Origin of the sequence: Streptomyces cinerochromogenes (assembly GCF_014648635.1) — a bacterium.
GTDB classification, from domain to species: domain Bacteria; phylum Actinomycetota; class Actinomycetes; order Streptomycetales; family Streptomycetaceae; genus Streptomyces; species Streptomyces cinerochromogenes.
Map to the genome: position 1 here is coordinate 21281 of NZ_BMRM01000022.1, position 17354 is coordinate 38634.

11 protein-coding genes are annotated in these 17354 nt (G+C 74.1%); 2 read left to right on the plus strand and 9 right to left on the minus strand.

Features of this window, described 5'->3' with window-relative positions:
* Positions 1–5: 5 nt before the first annotated feature.
* From IEZ20_RS33185 to IEZ20_RS33200, 4 genes are all read right to left on the minus strand, one after another.
* Positions 6–1256, minus strand: a complete 1251-nt coding sequence (locus IEZ20_RS33185) for an MFS transporter (RefSeq protein WP_189305593.1) — start codon at positions 1254–1256, stop codon at positions 6–8.
* Complete coding sequence (locus IEZ20_RS33190; protein ID WP_189305595.1) at positions 1253–2992, minus strand: ABC transporter permease subunit; 1740 nt, start codon at positions 2990–2992, stop codon at positions 1253–1255. The genes IEZ20_RS33185 and IEZ20_RS33190 overlap by 4 nt, the downstream gene beginning before the upstream one ends.
* Positions 2993–2994: 2 nt before the next feature.
* The gene (locus IEZ20_RS33195; protein WP_189305597.1) at positions 2995–4491 is read right to left on the minus strand and encodes an ABC transporter substrate-binding protein; all 1497 of its coding nucleotides are present in this window, start codon (positions 4489–4491) and stop codon (positions 2995–2997) included.
* Positions 4492–4554: 63 nt separating this feature from the next.
* A complete protein-coding gene (locus IEZ20_RS33200; protein ID WP_189305820.1) occupies positions 4555–5127 on the minus strand; it encodes a GNAT family N-acetyltransferase in 573 nt (190 codons plus the stop codon).
* 131 nt (positions 5128–5258) lie between these two features.
* On the opposite strand from IEZ20_RS33200, the gene IEZ20_RS33205 reads away from it, so the two are divergent.
* Positions 5259–9368, plus strand: coding sequence for an Eco57I restriction-modification methylase domain-containing protein (locus tag IEZ20_RS33205; protein ID WP_189305599.1), 4110 nt, complete (start codon positions 5259–5261; stop codon positions 9366–9368).
* Positions 9369–9378: 10 nt separating this feature from the next.
* Entirely contained in the window at positions 9379–10863 is a 1485-nt protein-coding gene (locus tag IEZ20_RS33210) for a hypothetical protein (RefSeq protein WP_189305601.1), read from the plus strand.
* 154 nt (positions 10864–11017) lie between these two features.
* Here the strand turns inward: IEZ20_RS33210 and IEZ20_RS33215 are convergent, their stop codons facing one another.
* The 5 genes from IEZ20_RS33215 to IEZ20_RS33235 form a co-directional block, all read right to left on the minus strand.
* Positions 11018–12673: an N-6 DNA methylase gene (locus IEZ20_RS33215; RefSeq protein ID WP_189305603.1), complete on the minus strand. Its 1656-nt coding sequence runs from the start codon at positions 12671–12673 to the stop codon at positions 11018–11020.
* Between the two features lie 88 nt (positions 12674–12761).
* The gene (locus IEZ20_RS33220) at positions 12762–14126 is read right to left on the minus strand and encodes a GH1 family beta-glucosidase (RefSeq protein WP_189305605.1); all 1365 of its coding nucleotides are present in this window, start codon (positions 14124–14126) and stop codon (positions 12762–12764) included.
* Between the two features lie 29 nt (positions 14127–14155).
* Entirely contained in the window at positions 14156–14995 is an 840-nt protein-coding gene (locus IEZ20_RS33225) for a carbohydrate ABC transporter permease (protein ID WP_189305822.1), read from the minus strand.
* 31 nt (positions 14996–15026) lie between these two features.
* Positions 15027–16013 carry a carbohydrate ABC transporter permease gene (locus IEZ20_RS33230; protein WP_189305824.1) on the minus strand — a complete coding sequence of 329 codons (987 nt, stop codon included), beginning with the start codon at positions 16011–16013 and terminating at the stop codon, positions 15027–15029.
* Positions 16014–16018: 5 nt separating this feature from the next.
* Positions 16019–17335: an ABC transporter substrate-binding protein gene (locus tag IEZ20_RS33235; RefSeq protein ID WP_189305607.1), complete on the minus strand. Its 1317-nt coding sequence runs from the start codon at positions 17333–17335 to the stop codon at positions 16019–16021.
* Positions 17336–17354: the final 19 nt, after the last annotated feature.

Sequence of the window (17354 nt, forward strand, 5' to 3'; positions counted from 1 at the left end):
GGACCTCAGCCCCTTCCCTTCCGGAGTCCCGGCTCCCCCGGCAGGACCAGCACCGCCGGCACCGCAAGCGCCGGCACCGCCGCCAGGACCGCCCACGGCACCGCCGGTGGCAGCCCCCGGTCGAGGAGGGCGCCGGAGGCGGTGCTGCCGAGGAGGACGAGGAGGCCGGAGACGGAGGACAGGGCGCCGGTGTAGAGGCCGAGGCGGCCGGGTTCGGCGAGGTCGGGGAGCCAGGCGCGGGCGACGGGGGCGACGAGCATCTGGCCGAGAGTGAGCAGGACGACCAGGGCGGCGAGCGGTGCCAGTGCGGCCGTGCCGGTCCAGCCGGCCGGGCGGGCCGCGGCGACGGCGGCGAATCCGGCGCCGGTCAGCAGCAGCCCGGCGGCCAGGGAGCGGCGCGGGGTGAGCCGGTGTCCGGCCCAGCGGGTGACGGGCAGGTGGGCCGTGACCACCAGCAGGGAGGACAGCGCGAACAGCCAGGCGACCGGTGCCTGGGAACCGGCCGCGCGCTCCGCCTCGGCGGGCAGGGCGAGGTAGAGCTGGTTGTAGGCGAGGAGCTGGGCGCCGTAGCCGCAGCACAGGGCGAGGAAGCGGCCGTTGCGCAGGAGCGGCCCCAGGCCGCCGCGGACGCGGACGGACTCCCGGCCCGGGATGTGCCGGGGCAGCAGTGCGGCGTGCCCGGCGAGGACCGCCACGAAGACGCCGGCCCCGGCCAGGCACACCGTGCGGAACTCGGCGGTCAGCAGCAGGGCGCCCAGCAGGGGGCCGAGGAAGGCCCCCGCCTGCCCGGCGACGCCGAACAGCGCCAGGACCCGGGCGCGCGGCCCGCCGCCCGCCTCCTCCCGCAGCACCGCCTGCCGGGCCACCTCGGACTCCACGGCCGGCGAGAACAGCGCCGCGGCGAACCCGATCAGCAGGACCGAACCGATCACCGACCAGGTGTGTCCGGCGTACCCGAGCCAGACGAACCCGGCGACGCGCAGCGCGCACCCGGTGAGGACGACGGGCCGGACGCCGTACCGGTCGGCGAGGGCACCGCCCACCACGAACAGCCCCTGCTGGCTGAAGGTGCGCAGCCCGAGGACGACACCGACCAGCCAGCCCGCCATGCCGAGCGCCGTGCCGAGGTGCTCGGCGAGGAACGGCAGGACGGCGAAGAAGCCGATGTTGAAGGCGAGTTGGGTGAGGATCAGCAGCCGGAGCAAGGGGGACAGGCGGGTGCCCCCGGTGGGGGCGGCGGCCGGCAGGGTGCTCATCGGGTGGCCGCCTCCACCGCGCGCACCGGGGCTTCGGCCGTACGACGGACCGGGCGCCGTACGGCGCCCGCGGACGTCACCGCCAGCGCGCCGAGGACGGCGAGGACGGCGGCGGGGGCGAGGACCGCCCAGGGGGCGCGTTCGGCGTAGGGCTGGTTCTCGGCGAGCAGGTGGCCCCACTCGGGGGACGGCGGCTGGGCGCCGAGGCCGAGGAAGCCGAGGGAGGCCAGGGCGAGCGCGGTTCCGGGCAGCCGCAGCAGGGCGTGCCGGGTGACGGACGGGACGACGGCGGGCAGGAGTTCGTGGCGCAGCAGGTACCGGCGTCCGGCGCCGAGGGCCCGGGTGGCGGTGAGGTGGAGGGCGGCGCGTTCCTGTCGCAGCAGGGCGGAGGTGTGTGCGGCGAGCGGCGCCCAGGCGACGGCGGCGACGGCGAGCGCGGGGGTGGCCGGGCCGCCGCCGGCGACGGCGGTGACCAGCAGCGCGGCGAGCACGGGCGGTACGGCGTTGACGGTGTCGACCAGCGGCCCGGACAGCCGGGGCAGCAGTCCGAGGAGCAGCCCGGCGAGGAGCGTGCCGGCGCTGATCGCGAGGGCGAGCAGCAGGGTGTCCAGGGCGCCGTGGGCGACCCGGGCGAGCATGTCGCGGCCGAGCGCGTCGGTGCCGAACGGGTGCGTGAGGGAGAGGGGTTGGAGGCGCGCGGTGGTGTCCAGGGCGAGCGGGTCGCGGGGCAGCCCGGCGCCGAGGACCGCGAGCAGGGCCGAGCCGAGCAGGAGCGGTGTGGTCCGCCGTGCGGCCGGCGCGGGCCGGTGCCAGGCGGGCAGGGCGCCGTCGCGCAGGGCCGGCCCGGTCAGCAGGCGGACGGCGAGCCGGGCCGCGCCGGCGGCGAGCGCGGCGAGCAGCACCAGGGCGAGGGTGCCCGCCTGGAGGACGGGCAGATCCTGGGCGAGGGCGGCCTGGAGGGTGGTGCGGCCGAGGCCGGGGATGTCGAAGATCTGCTCCACGGCGACGGCGCCGCCGGTCATGCCGACGACGAACAGCGCGGTGTTCGGCAGCAGTCCGGGCAGACAGCGCCGTACCGCCTGCCGGGCGATGCGGGCCCGGGGCAGTCCGCGTGCGGCGGCGGCCCGCGCCCAGGGTTCGGTGAAGGCGCCGGGCAGCTGGTCGTCCAGGAGCCGGCCGAGGACGGCTCCGGCGGGCAGGCCGAGGGCGAGCGCGGGCAGCACGGTGTGGCGGGGGCCGTACCAGCCGAGGGCGGGGAGCCAGCCCAGTTGTACGCCGACGACGGTGGCGAGGACTGAGGCGGTGAGGAACTCCGGCAGGGCGGCGAGCATCGCGGAGCCGGTGCCGCCGGGCCGGACCCGGCCGCCTCGGTGGAGGGTGCGGGCGCAGACGGCGGCGGCCGTGCAGCCGGCCACGACGAGCGCGACCCCCATGAGCAGCAGGGAGGCGCCGAGCGCCTGGAGCACGGCCGGCCCGGCCTCGGCGCCCGAGATCCAGGACCGGCCGGCGTCCCCGCGCGCCAGTCCGCCGAGCCAGCGGCCGAGGAGCGTCAACGGTCCGTCGTCCAGGCCGAGTTGCTCGCGGATGGCGGTGAGCACGGCGGGGTCCGGGTCGCGGTCCTGGGCCCGGGCCTTGAGCACGGTGAGCGCGGGATCGGTGCGGCTGAGCCAGGGCAGCAGGCCGATCCCGCACACCAGGGCGCCGGCGAGCGCGGCCCGCCACAGCAGGGTCCGCACGGTCAGCGCCGCGTGCCGGTGCCGACGAGGGTGCGTTCGTACGGGTCGAGCAGCACGCCCCTGACCGAGCGGCCGACGCCGGTGACGATCCGCTGGTGGACCAGCGGTACGACGGCGTCGGTGCCGAGGATCTCCGCTTCGGCGCGCAGTGCCGCGTCCTGCCGCTTCGCGGTGTCGGCGGTGCGCTCGGCGGCGGCCACGGCCCGGTCCACGTCCCGGTCGCACAGCCGGGCCAGGTTGTAGCCGCCGTCGCAGGTGTAGTCACTGGCGAGGACGGCGACCGGGTCGCCGGTGTCGACGAGGCTGTTGCGGGCGAGCACGAACGCGTCGAACCGTCCGGCGAGCGCGTCGCTCTCCAGCCGGGAGTACTCGCGCACGACGAGCCGCACCCGGAACCCAGCCAGTTCCAGCTGCTGTTTCAGCACCTGGGCGACTTCGGGGAGTTCGGGCCGGTTGTCGTAGGTGGCGAGGGTGATCCGGGCCCCGTCGGGCCGCTTCGGCCGGGCCCGCCCGGCCGGCGCGAGGTGTCGGCCCTCGGCCCAGGCGACGGCGGGGCCGTAGATCCCCGCGCCGCGGTCGGCGTGTCCCTCGTACACGTCCCGGGCGAGGCCGGAGGTGTCGACGGCGGCGCGGGCGGCGGCGCGCAGCCCGGCGTCCTTCAGGGGCCCGGAGCGGGAGTTGAGCAGCAGGCTGGTGGTGCGGGTGGTGGCGGTCTCCCGCCGGGTGCCCTGCCGGAGCGTGGCGGCCTGCGCCACGGGCACGGCCTCGGCGATGTCGGTGTCACCGCTGCGCAGGGCGTTGGTGCGGGCGGTGCCGTCGGCGACGAAGCGGACGTCGATGCCGGCGGCCTGGGCGCGACCGCCCCAGTAGCCGTCGTACCGGTCGAGGGCCGCGGACGAGCTTCCCCTCACCTCCGTCAGCTCGAAGGGGCCGGTACCGGTGCCGACCGGGTCGACGGCGTCCTTCGTGCGGTAGGCCTTCGCGGACAGCACGGCGAGGCTCGGACCGGCCAGGCGCAGCGGCAGGATGAGGTCGGGCCGGCCGGTGGTGACGCGCACCCGGTTCCGGCCCGCGGGCTCGGCGGTGAGCGTGACGCCGGACAGGGCGGCCGGGGCGGGTTCGGCGTGGGCGGCCCGGTTGAGGGAGTCGGCGACGGCCTGGGCGGTGACCTCGGAGCCGTCCTGGAAGGTGGCCTCGCGCAGGGTGAACCGCCAGCTGCGGGCGTCCTCCCGGCGCCAGGAGGAGGCGAGGGCGGGGGTGGCGGAGCCGTTGCCGTCGAGGGCGGTCAGGCCTTCGGTGACGCCGAGCCTGCTGAGGATGGTGGCGTCGGCGCCGTACGGGGAGAGCCGTTCGGCGGGCGGGAAGGCGAGGGCGACCCGCAGTCGCGAGCCGTCGGCGGACGGGCCGGACGCCGTACCGGAGTCGGCGGCGAAGCACCCCGTGAGGAGGGGTGCGACGAGAAGGGCGGCCAGCGGTCGGGCGGGGCGCGGGGCAGGCATGTTCCTCAACTCGGGGTCGGTCGGGGGGAGGACGAACAGGAGACTACATGATAATCATTTCCATTAAGCCGTCCGCCCCAGCGGCAGCTCGAAGTGCACGATCCCCTGTCCGTCACCGGCGCCCCGCCGCTCGTCGTGCACGACCGCGCCGAACGACCGCCAGAACGGCTCGGCGCCGGGCACGGCCGGGTCGGTGTGCAGGTACACGGACCGGTATCCGCCGTCCGCCGCGGCGAACTCCAGGAGCCGGGCCACGAGTTCGCGTGCGATCCCGCGGCGCCGGTGCCCGGGGCGCACGTACACCCGGCGCAGCTGCGCGGTCCGACCGGACGGGTACCGCTCGGCCAGCCAGCGCGGGTTCGGCGGGTGCTGCGGCCCCCGGGCGTCGAGGGCGCCGGTGCCGACGACCCGGCCGTCCGCGTCGACGGCCACGAGCAGCGTGTGCCGGGCGGGGGCGAGGTAGGCGCCGGCCGGGTCCACGATGTCGGCGTGCCACCGGGGGACGTACCCGGTGCCGAAGTCCCGGTAGACGGTGTCGAGCATGACGGACCTGGCCTGGTCGAGGTCGGCGGCGGTCGCCGGCCTCACGCTATAAGTACGCACTTGCACATCATATGCATTAAGCCACGCGACCATGATCACCAACGGTTCTCCGTTGACGACGTCAACAGATGGACACTCTTCCCGCTGACCCGCGCGCCGTGTACTGTGGCGACGGTCTGCCACGGCCCTCTGGAACGATGGGCGCAGCAGGAGGAAAGAGGAACATGTCCGCCACCGCCCGCACCCAGGTGTTCACCGCCGTCCACACGGTCGGCGGGCTGCTGCCGGCCGACCTGCTGCTCCGCATAGCCGAGGGCCGCGACCTGCCCGGGACGAGCCCCGCCGACTACGGGCTGCCCTCCTCCCGTTCGGTGCACGACGAGGCCGAGCGCAGCTGGGAGTACCTCAAGCCGCTGTGGCGGGAGCTGCGCGAGCGGCTCCCCGACGACCCGGCAAGCGGCCGGCCGGCCGCCGACCCCACCGGGCGCGCGGGCACCGACTGGCTGACCCCGCTCTGGCGCGAGCTGGGCTTCGGCCGGCTCCTGCCGGTCGGCCCGGCCGGCATCGCCGCCGACTCCGACCCGGGCAGGCGGTTCCCGGTCTCGCACCGCTGGGACCACGCCCTGATCCACCAGACGGCCTGGCAGGCGGAGCTGGACCGGCGGCCGGGCGGGGCGGGCACGGTCCCCCCGCAGTCGATGCTCCAGGAGTGCCTGAACCGCTCCGAGGCCCACCTCTGGGCCCTTCTCACCAACGGCCGCCAGGTGCGGCTGCTGCGCGACTCCAGCGCCCTGGCCACCGCCTCGTACGTCGAGTTCGACCTGGCGGCGATCTTCGACGGCGAACTGTTCAGCGAGTTCCTGCTGCTGTACCGGCTGCTGCACGTGTCCCGGTTCGAGGTGCCGGAGGGCGCTGCCCCGGCGGCCTGCCGGCTGGAGCAGTGGCGTACGGAGGCCGTCGCCGGCGGCACCCGCGCCCTGGACCAGCTGCGCCGGAGCGTGCAGGAGGCGATCACCGTGCTGGGCACGGGCTTTCTGCGGCACCCGGAGAACGGCGCGCTGCGCGAGCACGTCCGCCCCCGGGAGCTGCAGGTGGCGCTGCTGCGGCTGGTGTACCGGCTGCTGTTCGTCTTCATCGCCGAGGACCGGGACGCGCTGCTCGCGCCCGACGCCGGTCCGCTCGCCCGGGAGCGGTACGAGCGGTACTTCTCGTCGGCCCGGCTGCGCGCCCACGCCCGCAGGCGGCGCGGCACGGCGCACGGCGACCGCTACGACGCGCTGCGCCTCGTCCTGACCGCGCTCGGTAGGGAGGAGGGCCTTCCCGAGCTGGGCCTGCCGGGCCTGGGCGGCCTGTTCACCGAGACCGACGCCGACGCCCCCCTGCGCGGTCTGAAGCTGGCCAACCAGGCCCTGCTCACCGCCGTGCGCCACCTGTGCGAGGTCCGCGACGGCAGCACGGGGCGCCGGCGGGCGGTGGACTACCGGCAGCTGGGCGCGGAGGAACTCGGCTCGGTCTACGAGTCGTTGCTGGAGCTGGAGCCGGCCCACAGCGCGGTGGAGCGGAGCTTCGAGCTGATCGAGGCCGCCGGCAACACCCGTAAGACGACGGGGAGTTACTACACGCCCGCGTCGCTGATCGAGAGCCTGCTGGACTCCGCGCTGGACCCGGTGATCCAGGACGCGGTGCGGCGCGGCGAGGAGGCGGCGGTCCGCGCGGGCGAGACCGACCCGGCCGCGGCGATCGTGCGCGAGCTGCTGTCGCTGAAGGTGTGCGACCCGGCGTGCGGCTCCGGCCACTTCCTGGTGGCGGCGGCCCGCCGGATCGCCAAGCAGGTCGCGGCGGTCCGGGACCGCAACCCGGAGCCGACGCCGGAGGCGGTCCGCCACGCCCTGCACGAGGTGGTCGCCCGGTGCGTGTACGGCGTGGACCTCAACCCCATGGCCGTGGAGCTGGCGAAGGTCTCGCTGTGGCTGGAGGCGCTGGAGCCGGGCAAGCCGCTCGGCTTCCTCGACGCGCACGTCAAGCACGGCAACGGGCTGATCGGCGCGACCCCGAAGCTGCTCGCCGACGGCGTTCCCACGGACGCGTTCAAGCCCATCGAGGGCGACGACAAGCGGACCGCGGGCGACCTCCAGAAGCGCAACCGGGCCCAGCGCGCCGGACAGGACGAGCTGCTGTTCGGCGCCGCCCCGGCCGTCGGCAACAGCCGCTACGCGGCCGAGCTGGCCCGGATCACCGCCGCCCCCGCCGACTCCCTCGCCGACGTCCGCCACCAGGAGTCCGCGTACCGCGCCTACGCCGAGTCCGCCGACTACCTCCAGGACCTGCACGCGGCCGACGCCTGGTGCGCCGCGTTCGTCTGGCCCAAGCGGCCAAACGCGCCCGCGGCCCCCACCGACCAGGTGTTCCGGGCGCTGCGCGGACGCGACCAGGCCGCCGTACCGGACGCCACGCACGCCGAGATCCTGCGGCTGCGCGACGAGTACGGCTTCTTCCACTGGCACCTGGAGTTCCCCGAGGTCTTCCCGGTCCCGGAGTCCGGCGCGGGCGTCCGGCCGGAGACGGGCTGGGCGGGCGGCTTCGACGCGGTGCTGGGCAACCCGCCGTGGGAGCGGGTGAAGCTGCAGGAGCAGGAGTTCTTCGCCGAGCGCAGCCCCGAGATCGCCCGGGCGAAGAACGCGGCCGCCCGCAAGCGGGCCATCGCCGCGCTGCGCGAGGACCCCGACGGGCGGCTGCTGTCCGAGGAGTTCGAGGCCGCCAAGCGCCGCGCGGAGGGCGAGAGCCACTTCCTGCGCGTCAGCGGCCGGTACCCGCTGACCGGCCGCGGCGACATCAACACCTACGCCGTCTTCGCGGAGACCGACCGTGCCCTGACCGGTCCGCGCGGGCGCACCGGGATCATCGTGCCGACCGGCATCGCCACCGACGCGACCACCCAGTTCTTCTTCAAGGACCTGGTCACGCACGGCCGGCTGGCCGCCCTGTACGACTTCGAGAACGAGGACAAGGTCTTCCCCGGCGTCCACAACCAGCTGCGTTTCTGCCTGCTCACGCTGCGCGGCACGGGGGACATGAACGAGCCGGCGCAGCTGGTGTTCAAGGTGCGCCAGGCCGCGCAGATCGCCGGGCGCCGGTACCGGCTGACGGCGGACGACATCCTGCGGATGAACCCCAACACCGGCACCTGCCCGGTGTTCAGCAGCCGCCGGGACGCCGAGATCACGCTGGGCATCTACCGCCGGGTGCCGGTGTTCGTGCACGAGTCGCGCGCGGACGGCAACCCCTGGGGCGTCACCTTCCTGCGCATGTTCGACATGGCGAACGACTCCGGTGTCTTCCGTCCGGACGCGCAGCGCGGCGAGACCTTCGACGACCTCGTCGGGGAGGGGTGGAACCTGAAGGGCAACGTCCTGGTCCGCGGCGAGGAGCGGCTGCTGCCGCTGTACGAGGCCAAGATGCTGCACCACTACGACCACCGCTTCTCCACCTACGAGGGCGCCACCGAGAAGCAGTTGAACAAGGGCACGCTGCCGCGGCTCACGGTGGAGCGCCACCAGGACGCCCAGGCCTGCCCGATGCCCCGCTACTGGGTGCCCGAGCAGGACGTGCCCACCGGCGAGACGGACCGTCACGGCCAGGAGGTCAGGTCCGCGGGCGTGCGTTCGCGGCTGGCGGCGCGGGGCTGGGAGCGCGACTGGGTGCTCGGCTGGCGGGACATCACCAACAAGAGCAACGAACGCACCATGATCTGCGCGGTCGCGCCCGCCCACGGCTTCGGCCACAAGTTCATGCTCGCCCTCACCGACCAGGCCGCCCTGCTGGCGAGCGTGTGGTCCTCGTTCGTGCTGGACTACGCGGCCCGCCAGTCGATCGGCGGCACGTCCATGAGCTACTTCGTGGTCCGCCAGCTCCCCGTGCCCACGCCCGGGACCCTGGCCCGGCACGCCTCCTTCCTCGTGCCGCGCCTGACCGAACTCACCTACACGGCCACCGACCTGAGCGGCTTCGCCCGCGACCTCGGCGACACCGGCGCCCCCTTCCGCTGGGACCCGGACCGCCGGGCGGTGCTCAAGGCCGAACTGGACGCCTTCTTCTTCCACCTGTACGGCGTCTCCCGCGACGACACCGCGTACATCCTGGACACCTTCAACGTCACCCGGGACAACGACCTGAAGGAGCACGGCCGTTACCGCACCAAGGACCTGATCCTCGCCGAGTACGACCGGATGGCCGCCGCCGGGCTCACCCCCGACACCCCGCTGGCGGACGGCGAGACCTACACCTCCACCCTCACCCCGCCCCCGGGCCGGGGCCCCCGGCACCCCGCCTGCTGAGCGAGACACGTTGACCGAGAGCACCACCCTGCGGCGCGACGGGCAGACGCCCGCGGAGACACGCGCCGAACGCCGCCGGCTGATCGAGGCGATCCGCGCCCTGCGCCGGATCCTGGACGGGCGCCGCGCCTTCGAGCTGGCCGACCGCCGCCGGCTGAACCGCGAGGCCCGGGACCGCGCCCGCGCCGAGGCCGCCTGCGCCAGGACGCTGCAACGCGTCCACGAACGGCGGCTGCGCCGGGAGCGGTCCCTGGACCGGCGCCTGAACGGTATGGACGGCAAGCGCGAACGCCGGGAGCGGCTCGCCCTCGCCGTGCTGCGCCGGGAGTCCGTCGAGGCCTCCCTGCGCGCCACCCGGCTCAGCGCGAGCGAGGTCAACGGCATCGGCGCCGGCCTGGTCCGGGCCCTCGCCGCCGAGGGCATCCGCACGGCCGCAGACTTCACCCGGGTCAGCTGGGGCAAGGCGCCCAACGGCAAGGGCGGCGAGGTCCTGTACATCCACCGCGTGCAGGGCCGCAAGGTGCACATCAACGGCATCGGTGAGCACCGCGGCCGTCCGCTGATGGAGTGGCGCAGGGCCGCCGTGGCCCGCGCCGAGGCCCGGGCGCCGCGCGAGCTGCCGCCGGACCAGCGGCACCGGATCGCCGAGATCATCGAGGCCGAACGGGCCCGGCTCCAGGCGGAGCTGGCCGAGGTGCCGCGGGAGGCGGACAGCGCCCACGGGGACGCCGTACGCCTGCGCACCGACACCCTCGCCCGGCTCGCCGACGCCGCGCGCGAAGCCGACCGGCTCGCCGCCGAACGCCGCGCGGAGTTCGACGCGATGGCCGAAGACCTCCTCGCGCTCCAGGCCGAACTCACCGCGCACGTGGAGCGCTACGGCAACGCGGGCCCGCGTCTGCGCCACGCCCAGTCCCGCGCCCTGCGCCCCCTGCCGTCCCTGCGTCCCCTGCCGCCCCAGCCGTCCCAGCGGTCGGGGGCGTCCCAGGCGTCCGGGGCCTCCGAAGCATCCGGCACGTCCGGGACATCCGGGGTCTCCGGGGCGGCCGAGAAGTCCCTGCCGGCGATCCCCGCTCCCCGGACACCCGGCGACTCCGCGTCCGCCGCCCGGCCAGGGCAGAGCGCCCCGGGAACCAACGTCCGCGCGAGCCTCGGCTGGCTGCTGCCGGTCCTGCTGTTCGCCTTCCTGACCGTGGCCGGCGTAGGCGAACTGGGCGACACCACACCTCCGTTGTGGCTGCGCGTCGGCTCCCGGCTGATCGCGCTGGCGGCCACCGCGGAGCTGCTGCGCCTGTGGATCCCCCGCCGGCGCCCCTGGACCGCGGCCCCGATGCCGTCCGGCACCGGCGCCCAGGCCACCGGCGCGTTCCTCGCGGTGGTCGCCGCGGGCATGTTCGGCTCCGGGGGCACCGGCCTCCTCGTACCGGCGTGCGCCACGTCCGCTCTCGCCGTGCTGCTCCTGCTGGGCGGGACCGGCCGCCGCGCGAAGGGCTGACGCGCCCGGCCCCGTGTCACCACCCGGGACAGCGGTCCCACCGGGGTCCGCATCCGCCACACCCTGCGCTGGTGCTCCTGGTGCGGATCCTGCCGCGCGACCACTCCGGCCGGCTCCCCGACGTCCGGGCCCGCCGTACCGTCCGGCCGCGCCGTCACTCCCGGGGGGTGAGCGTGCCGTTGCCCAGTCCGTCGCGGGCCAGTTCCGCGGCCTGGCGGGTGAGTTCGGCGACGCGGCGGGAGCGTTCCTCGAACTCCTCCAGGGCGTTGAAGGCGGCGCCGTAGCGGCGCTGGGCGGCGAGGTCCATCTGGGGGATGCGGGCGCCCTTGCCGTCGAGCCGGAAGGTGCCGCTGGCGCTGGTGGAGCGGCGGGTGTTGGCGGCGCTGCGCAGGAAGCCGCGCAGGAAGGCGGTGTCGAGCTGGTCGCTGACCGAGACGGGTTCCGGGTCGCCGTACTCGATGAGGCCGGCCCGGGCGAGGTCGGCGACGCTCACCGACGGTCCGGCGGGTGCGCCGGGACCCTCGCCGGCCGTCAGCTCGGGGAGCAGGTCGGCCAGCCTCCGCAGCTCGCGGGTGAGTTCCCGGCGGAGGGCGAGGTATTCGGCCGCGTAGTCCCGGTGCGACTCCCTGACGTACCGGCCGGGCGTCAGGTCGACGGTGTCGTCCAGGAGGTCGATCAGCGGGACGTCGGTGGTCTGGGCGGGCTCCGGGTCCAGGGAGCCGTCCGGGTCGTTGGCGGTGAGGTCGACCATGCGCACGCTGGTGGCGGCGGCGCCCGGGGTGGCCGGGCGGCGCAGCTCCCACAGGTGCACGGGCAGGGCGTGCGAGGCGGCGACGCCCGGCGGCAGCGCGGTGACTTGGGCGAGGATCCCCCGCCGTACCAGTTCGGCCCGGATGCGCCGGCCGGCCTTGCGGTAGGCGACGGAGGCCGGCATGACCATGAGCACGCGTCCGCCGGGCGCGGTGTGCGCGTAGGCGTGCTGCAGCCAGGCGAGTTCGCCTTCGGCGCGGGAGGGGATGCCCAGTTCCCACCGGGAGTCGAGCAGCAGGTCCTCGCGCCCCCAGTCGCTGTCGCCGACCGGAGGGTCGCAGACGACGAGGTCGGCCCGGAGTCCGCTCCAGTGGTCGTCGCGGAGGGAGTCCCCGGCGACGATCGTGACGTCCTCGTGTCCGGTGAGGTCGGCCCGCAGCTGGGCGAAGCGGGCGCTGCGGGCGTCGGACTCCTGTCCGCGGCGCCGGGTCCCCCGGCGTGGCCCGACGGCGAGGAGGAGGGTGCCGATGCCGCAGGCGGGGTCGAGGACGGTGGCGCCGGCGGGTACGTCGCCGGCGAGGTGCCGCAGGGCGCGGACGATGCGCGGCGCGGTGACCTGGTCGGAGCCGGCCCGGCGGACGGAGTCGGTGAACCGTTCGGCGAGGGCCTCCACCACCTCCCCCGGCGACCCCTGCGCGGCCAGCTCGCGGGCCGGCCGGACGACGTCGTCGGGCAGCGGCGGGGTGTCCGGTCCGCCGGCGAGGAGCTGTGCGGCGTCGGCGAGGGCGCCGGTCATGTCGTCACCGGAGGCGGCCCGCAGCGCCTGCCACAGCTGGACCTCCGCGGAGACGTCCTGGCCCTTGCGCTGGCGGTCGAGCCAGGTCTGCACGGCGGCCAGGTCGAACAGGGGGCTGGTGGCGCTGCCGCCCGCGGGCGCCGGGAAGTCCTCGTACCGCCGCCTCCAGTTGGAGACGGCGGCACGGGTGACCCCGGCGATCCGGGCGATCTCGGAAGCGGTGACAAGGGGTCCGCCGGGGGGTGGGGCGGAGTGGTCCGTCATACCGGTCACCGTACACATGGCGGCTACGGGCCTGCAATGAACGAACTCGTTGACGCCGTCAACATCTTCCGGTGGTGCGTGGTCCGGCTCAGGCGGCCCGGCGGGCCTGGGCGCGGTGGACACGGACGATGTCCGCGTACCGCCGGCCGCTGCCCTTGATCGTGCGGGCCTGGGTGCGGTAGTCGACGTGGACCAGCCCGAAGCGCTTGTCGTAGCCGTAGGCCCACTCGAAGTTGTCCAGCAGGGACCAGGCGAAGTAGCCGGCCAGCGGGACGCCCCTGCGGACCGCCGAGGCGCAGGCGGCGAGGTGGCGTTCCAGGTAGTCCCGGCGCTCGGGGTCGTCGATGCTGCCGTCGGGGCGGACCACGTCGGGGAAGGCGGAGCCGTTCTCGGTGACGTAGATCTTCCGGGCGCCGTACTCCTCGGTGAGCCGCAGCAGCAGCGTCTCGATGCCGGACGCGTCGATCTCCCAGTCCATGCCGGTGCGCGGAACGCCCTCGCGGCGGACGGAGCGGGCGTACGGCGCGGGGCCGTCGGGGTCGTCGGTGACGTACGCCGGGAAGTAGTAGTTGAGCCCGAGCCAGTCGAGGGGCGCGGCGATGGCCGTCAGGTCGTCGTCCGTGAGGGGCGGTTCGACGCCGTAGGTCTCCACCATGTCGGCGGGGAAGCCGCGGCCGTGCACCGGGTCGAGCCACCAGCGGTTGACATGGCCGTCGTGCCGGCGGGCCGCCGCCAGGTCCTCGGGGCGGTCGGTGACCGGGTGCACGGTGGACAGGTTGTTGACGATGCCGACCTGGGCGCCGGGGGCGGCGGCGCGGATCGCCCGGGTGGCGAGGCCGTGGCCGAGGAGCAGGTGGCAGGAGGCGCGGACGGCGGCGGTCAGGTCGCGCCGGCCGGGGGCCATCGTGCCCTCCAGGTGGCCGATCCAGGCGGAGCAGGAGGGCTCGTTGAGGGTGGCCCAGAGGGTGACGCGGTCGCCGAGGCGTTCGGCGACGACGGAGGCGTACTCGGCGAACGCCAGGGCGGTGTCCCGCTCCGGCCAGCCGCCGCGGTCCTGGAGTACCTGCGGCAGGTCCCAGTGGTAGAGGGTGACGGAGGGCGTGATGCCCGCCTCCAGCAGCGCGTCCACCAGTTCGTCGTAGAACGCGAGGCCCTTGGGGTTCACCGCGCCGGTGCCGTCCGGGACCACCCGCGGCCAGGCCACCGACAACCGGTAGGCGTTGACGCCGAGTTGCCGCATCAGCCCGATGTCCTCGCGCCAGCGGTGGTAGTGGTCGCAGGCGACGTCGCCGTTGTCGCCGTTCGCGATCTTCCCCGGGGTGTGGGAGAAGGTGTCCCAGATCGAGGGCGAACGGCCGTCCTCGGCGACGGCCCCCTCGATCTGGTACGCCGCTGTGGCCGTGCCCCACAGGAAGTCGTGCGGGAGTGCGGCGAGGTCGATGGGTTCGGACACGGGAGTCCCTTCGGGATCAGGGGTGGGGGTCACTTGACGGCGCCCGCCGTCAGACCCGCGACGAGATAGCGCTGCATCAGCAGGAAGCCGGCCACCACGGGCACGCTGACGACCAGCGAGGCGGCCATGATCTGGTTCCAGTAGACGTCGTAGAGGGTGGAGTAGCCCTGGAGGCCGACGGCGAGGGTGCGGGTGGTGTCGTTGGTCATGACCGACGCGAAGAGCACCTCGCCCCAGGCGGTCATGAAGGCGTAGACGGCGACCGCGACGATGCCCGGGATCGCGGCCGGTACGACGATCCGGAACAGGGCGCCGAGCGGGCCGCAGCCGTCCACCAGCGCCGCCTCGTCCAGGTCGCGCGGCACCGAGTCGAAGTAACCGATCAGCATCCAGATGGAGAACGGCAGCGAGAAGGTGAGGTACGTCAGGATCAGCCCGCCGCGGGAGCCGAACAGGGCGACACCGGTGGCGTTGCCGATGTTGACGTAGATCAGGAAGAGCGGGAGCAGGAAGAGGATGCCCGGGAGCATCTGCGTCGACAGCACGGTGACCGTGAAGACGCGTTTGCCGCGGAACTCGTGGCGGCTGACGGCGTAGGCGGCGAACACGGCGATGACCACCGAGCAGACGGTCGCCGCGCCGGCCACGACCACCGAGTTCACGAAGTACCTGGCGAGCGGCACGGTCGACCAGATGTCGATGTAGGGGCGGACGGTCAGCTCGCTGGGCAGCCAGCGGAACCGGCCGGTGACGTCGGCGAGCGGCTTCAGCGAGCTGGAGACCATCACGTACACCGGGACGAGCACGAAGCCGGCGAGCAGGGTGAGGAACACCCGGCGCGACCAGAGGAACGAACGCGGGGGCGCCATGGGCGAGTTGCGCGGCGGCGCCGTCGGCGGACTAGGCATCGGCGGCCCTCCGTCCGCGCGAGGTCAGCAGCAGGTATCCGCCCGTCACGACGAGCAGGAAGAGCAGCAGCAGGACGGACATGGCCGATCCGGTGCCGAAGTTCCAGGTGACGAACGAGGACTGGTAGATGTGCACGGAGATGAGGTCGGCCGCTTCGGGGGCGGCCTTGCCGAACAGCACGTACGGCGTGTTGAAGTCGTTGAACGTCCACAGGAACAGCACTAGGACGAGCACCTGGTTGACCGGGCGCAGCGACGGCAGCGTGATGCGGCGGATCCGCTGCCACATCCCGGCGCCGTCCAGCGCGGCGGCCTCGTACAGCTCCCGGGGGATGTTCTGCAGCCCGGCCGTGACGATGAGGAACGCGAACGGCCAGCCCTTCCAGACGGACACGGTCAGCAGCGCGTAGAAGCTGTTGTCGCCGATGAGCCAGAAGGACGGCTTGTCGGTGAGGTGCAGCTGGTCGTGCAGGACGTGGTTCACCAGGCCGTTGTCGTGCTGGAACATGAACACCCAGGTGATGACGGCCGCGTAGACGGGCAGCGCGTACGGCACCAGGAACAGGGCGCGCAGCAGGCCGCGCCCGCGGAAGGTGTCCTGCATGAAGACCGCGGCGGCGGTGCCGACGAGCCAGCACAGGCCGACCGACAGCAGGGTGAAGCCGACGGTGGTGCCGAAGGACTGGAGCAGCGCCTTGCCGACGGGGGCGTCGAAGTCGACCGACACCCGGTAGTTGTCGAGGCCGCTCCAGGGGGCGGTGCCCCAGTCGCGGATGTAGAACTGGGTGAGCTGCTTGAAGCTCATGACTATGCCGATGGCCATCGGCACCAGGTGGACGAGGAGTTCGAGGAGCAGGGCGGGCAGGAGCAGCAGGTACGGCAGGGTGAGGCGGCGGATCCGCCCGGTGCGGCGGCGGGGTTCGCGCGCCGCACCGGGGGACGTCTCGCGCGCCGGTTCCTTCAGCGCGGTGGTCGTCATCGTGGTCACGCCGCCGGCATCTGCTGCTGGGCCTTCTCCAGCTTCGCCCTGACGTCGTCCGTGGTGACGGCGCGTCCGGCGGCGGCGTCGGCGAACAGCTCCTTGACGGCCGTACCGACCGCCGTCTCGAACTGCGACTCGGACGGCACCTGGGGCAGGGCGGCGGCGCTCGTGGCGAGGGTGTTCTTCAGCACCGCGGTGGCCGGGGCGGCGAACGCGGGGTCCGACTGGGCGGACGTGACCGGCGGGATGGAGCTGTAGGCCGTGTTGAGGATCTTCTGCTCGGTGTCGGAGGTCATGAACTTCACGAACTTCGTGGCGCCGTCGAGGTTGTGGGTGTTCTTGAAGACGGCGATGTTGATGCCCATGACCGCCGAGTTGACCTGGGTGCCGCCGCCGGGTTTTCCGGAGATCACCGGTACGGGCGCGATGCCGTAGGCGTCCTCGCTCATGCCCTGGGACTTGAGGTTGGCGGCGACGGACTGCCACAGCAGCATCGCCTGCCTGCCCTTGGCGAAGTCGCTGACGGACTGGTTCTGCGCGTACTCGGCGTCGCCGGCCGGGATGGCCTTGTCCTTGGCCATCAGGTCGACGTACCTCTTCACCGCCGCGACCACCTTGGGGTCGGTGAAGTCGGGCTTGCCGTCGGCGGTGAAGAAGTCGGCGCCGTGCTGCTTGGCGAAGACGAAGACGTGGTGGATGTTCTCCGACAGGTTGGCCCCCTCGGCGCCGAGCGGCGACGTGCCACGGGCCTTGATCTTCTTGGCGTCGGCGACCAGTTCGTCCCAGGTGGCGGGGGGTTTGGCGATGCCGGCGTCGGCGAAGATCCGCTTGTTGTAGTAGAGCGCGTACGCCATCGAGTACAGCGGGACCGCCGCCGGGTCCTTGCCCGGGGCGCCGGTCGAGCCGAGCGCGGTCGCGGCGAACCGGTCCTTGCCGCCTATCTTCGCGAAGTTCCGCTCGTCCCAGGGCAGCAGCCCGCCGGTCGCCTGGAGCGAGGCGCTCCAGGTGTTGCCGATGTTCAGCACGTCGGGGCCCTGGCCGGAGGTGGTCGCGGTCAGGATCCGGTTGAGCAGGTCCGACCAGGGCACGACCTCCAGCTTCACCTTGATGCCGGTCTGCTGCTCGAACTTGTCGAGTTCGGGCTGGAGCACCTTCTTGTCCACGGCGACGCTGGCGCCCTGGTTGGAGGCCCAGTACGTCAGCGTCTTGGGCGAGTCGTTCGACCCGCCGCCGGTGGACGATCCGCCTCCGCAGGCCGTGGCCGCCAGGGCGAGAGACAGGGTGACGGCGCCTACGGCCGCGGCTCGGATCCTGCGCATGGCTCCCGGTGTCCCTTCA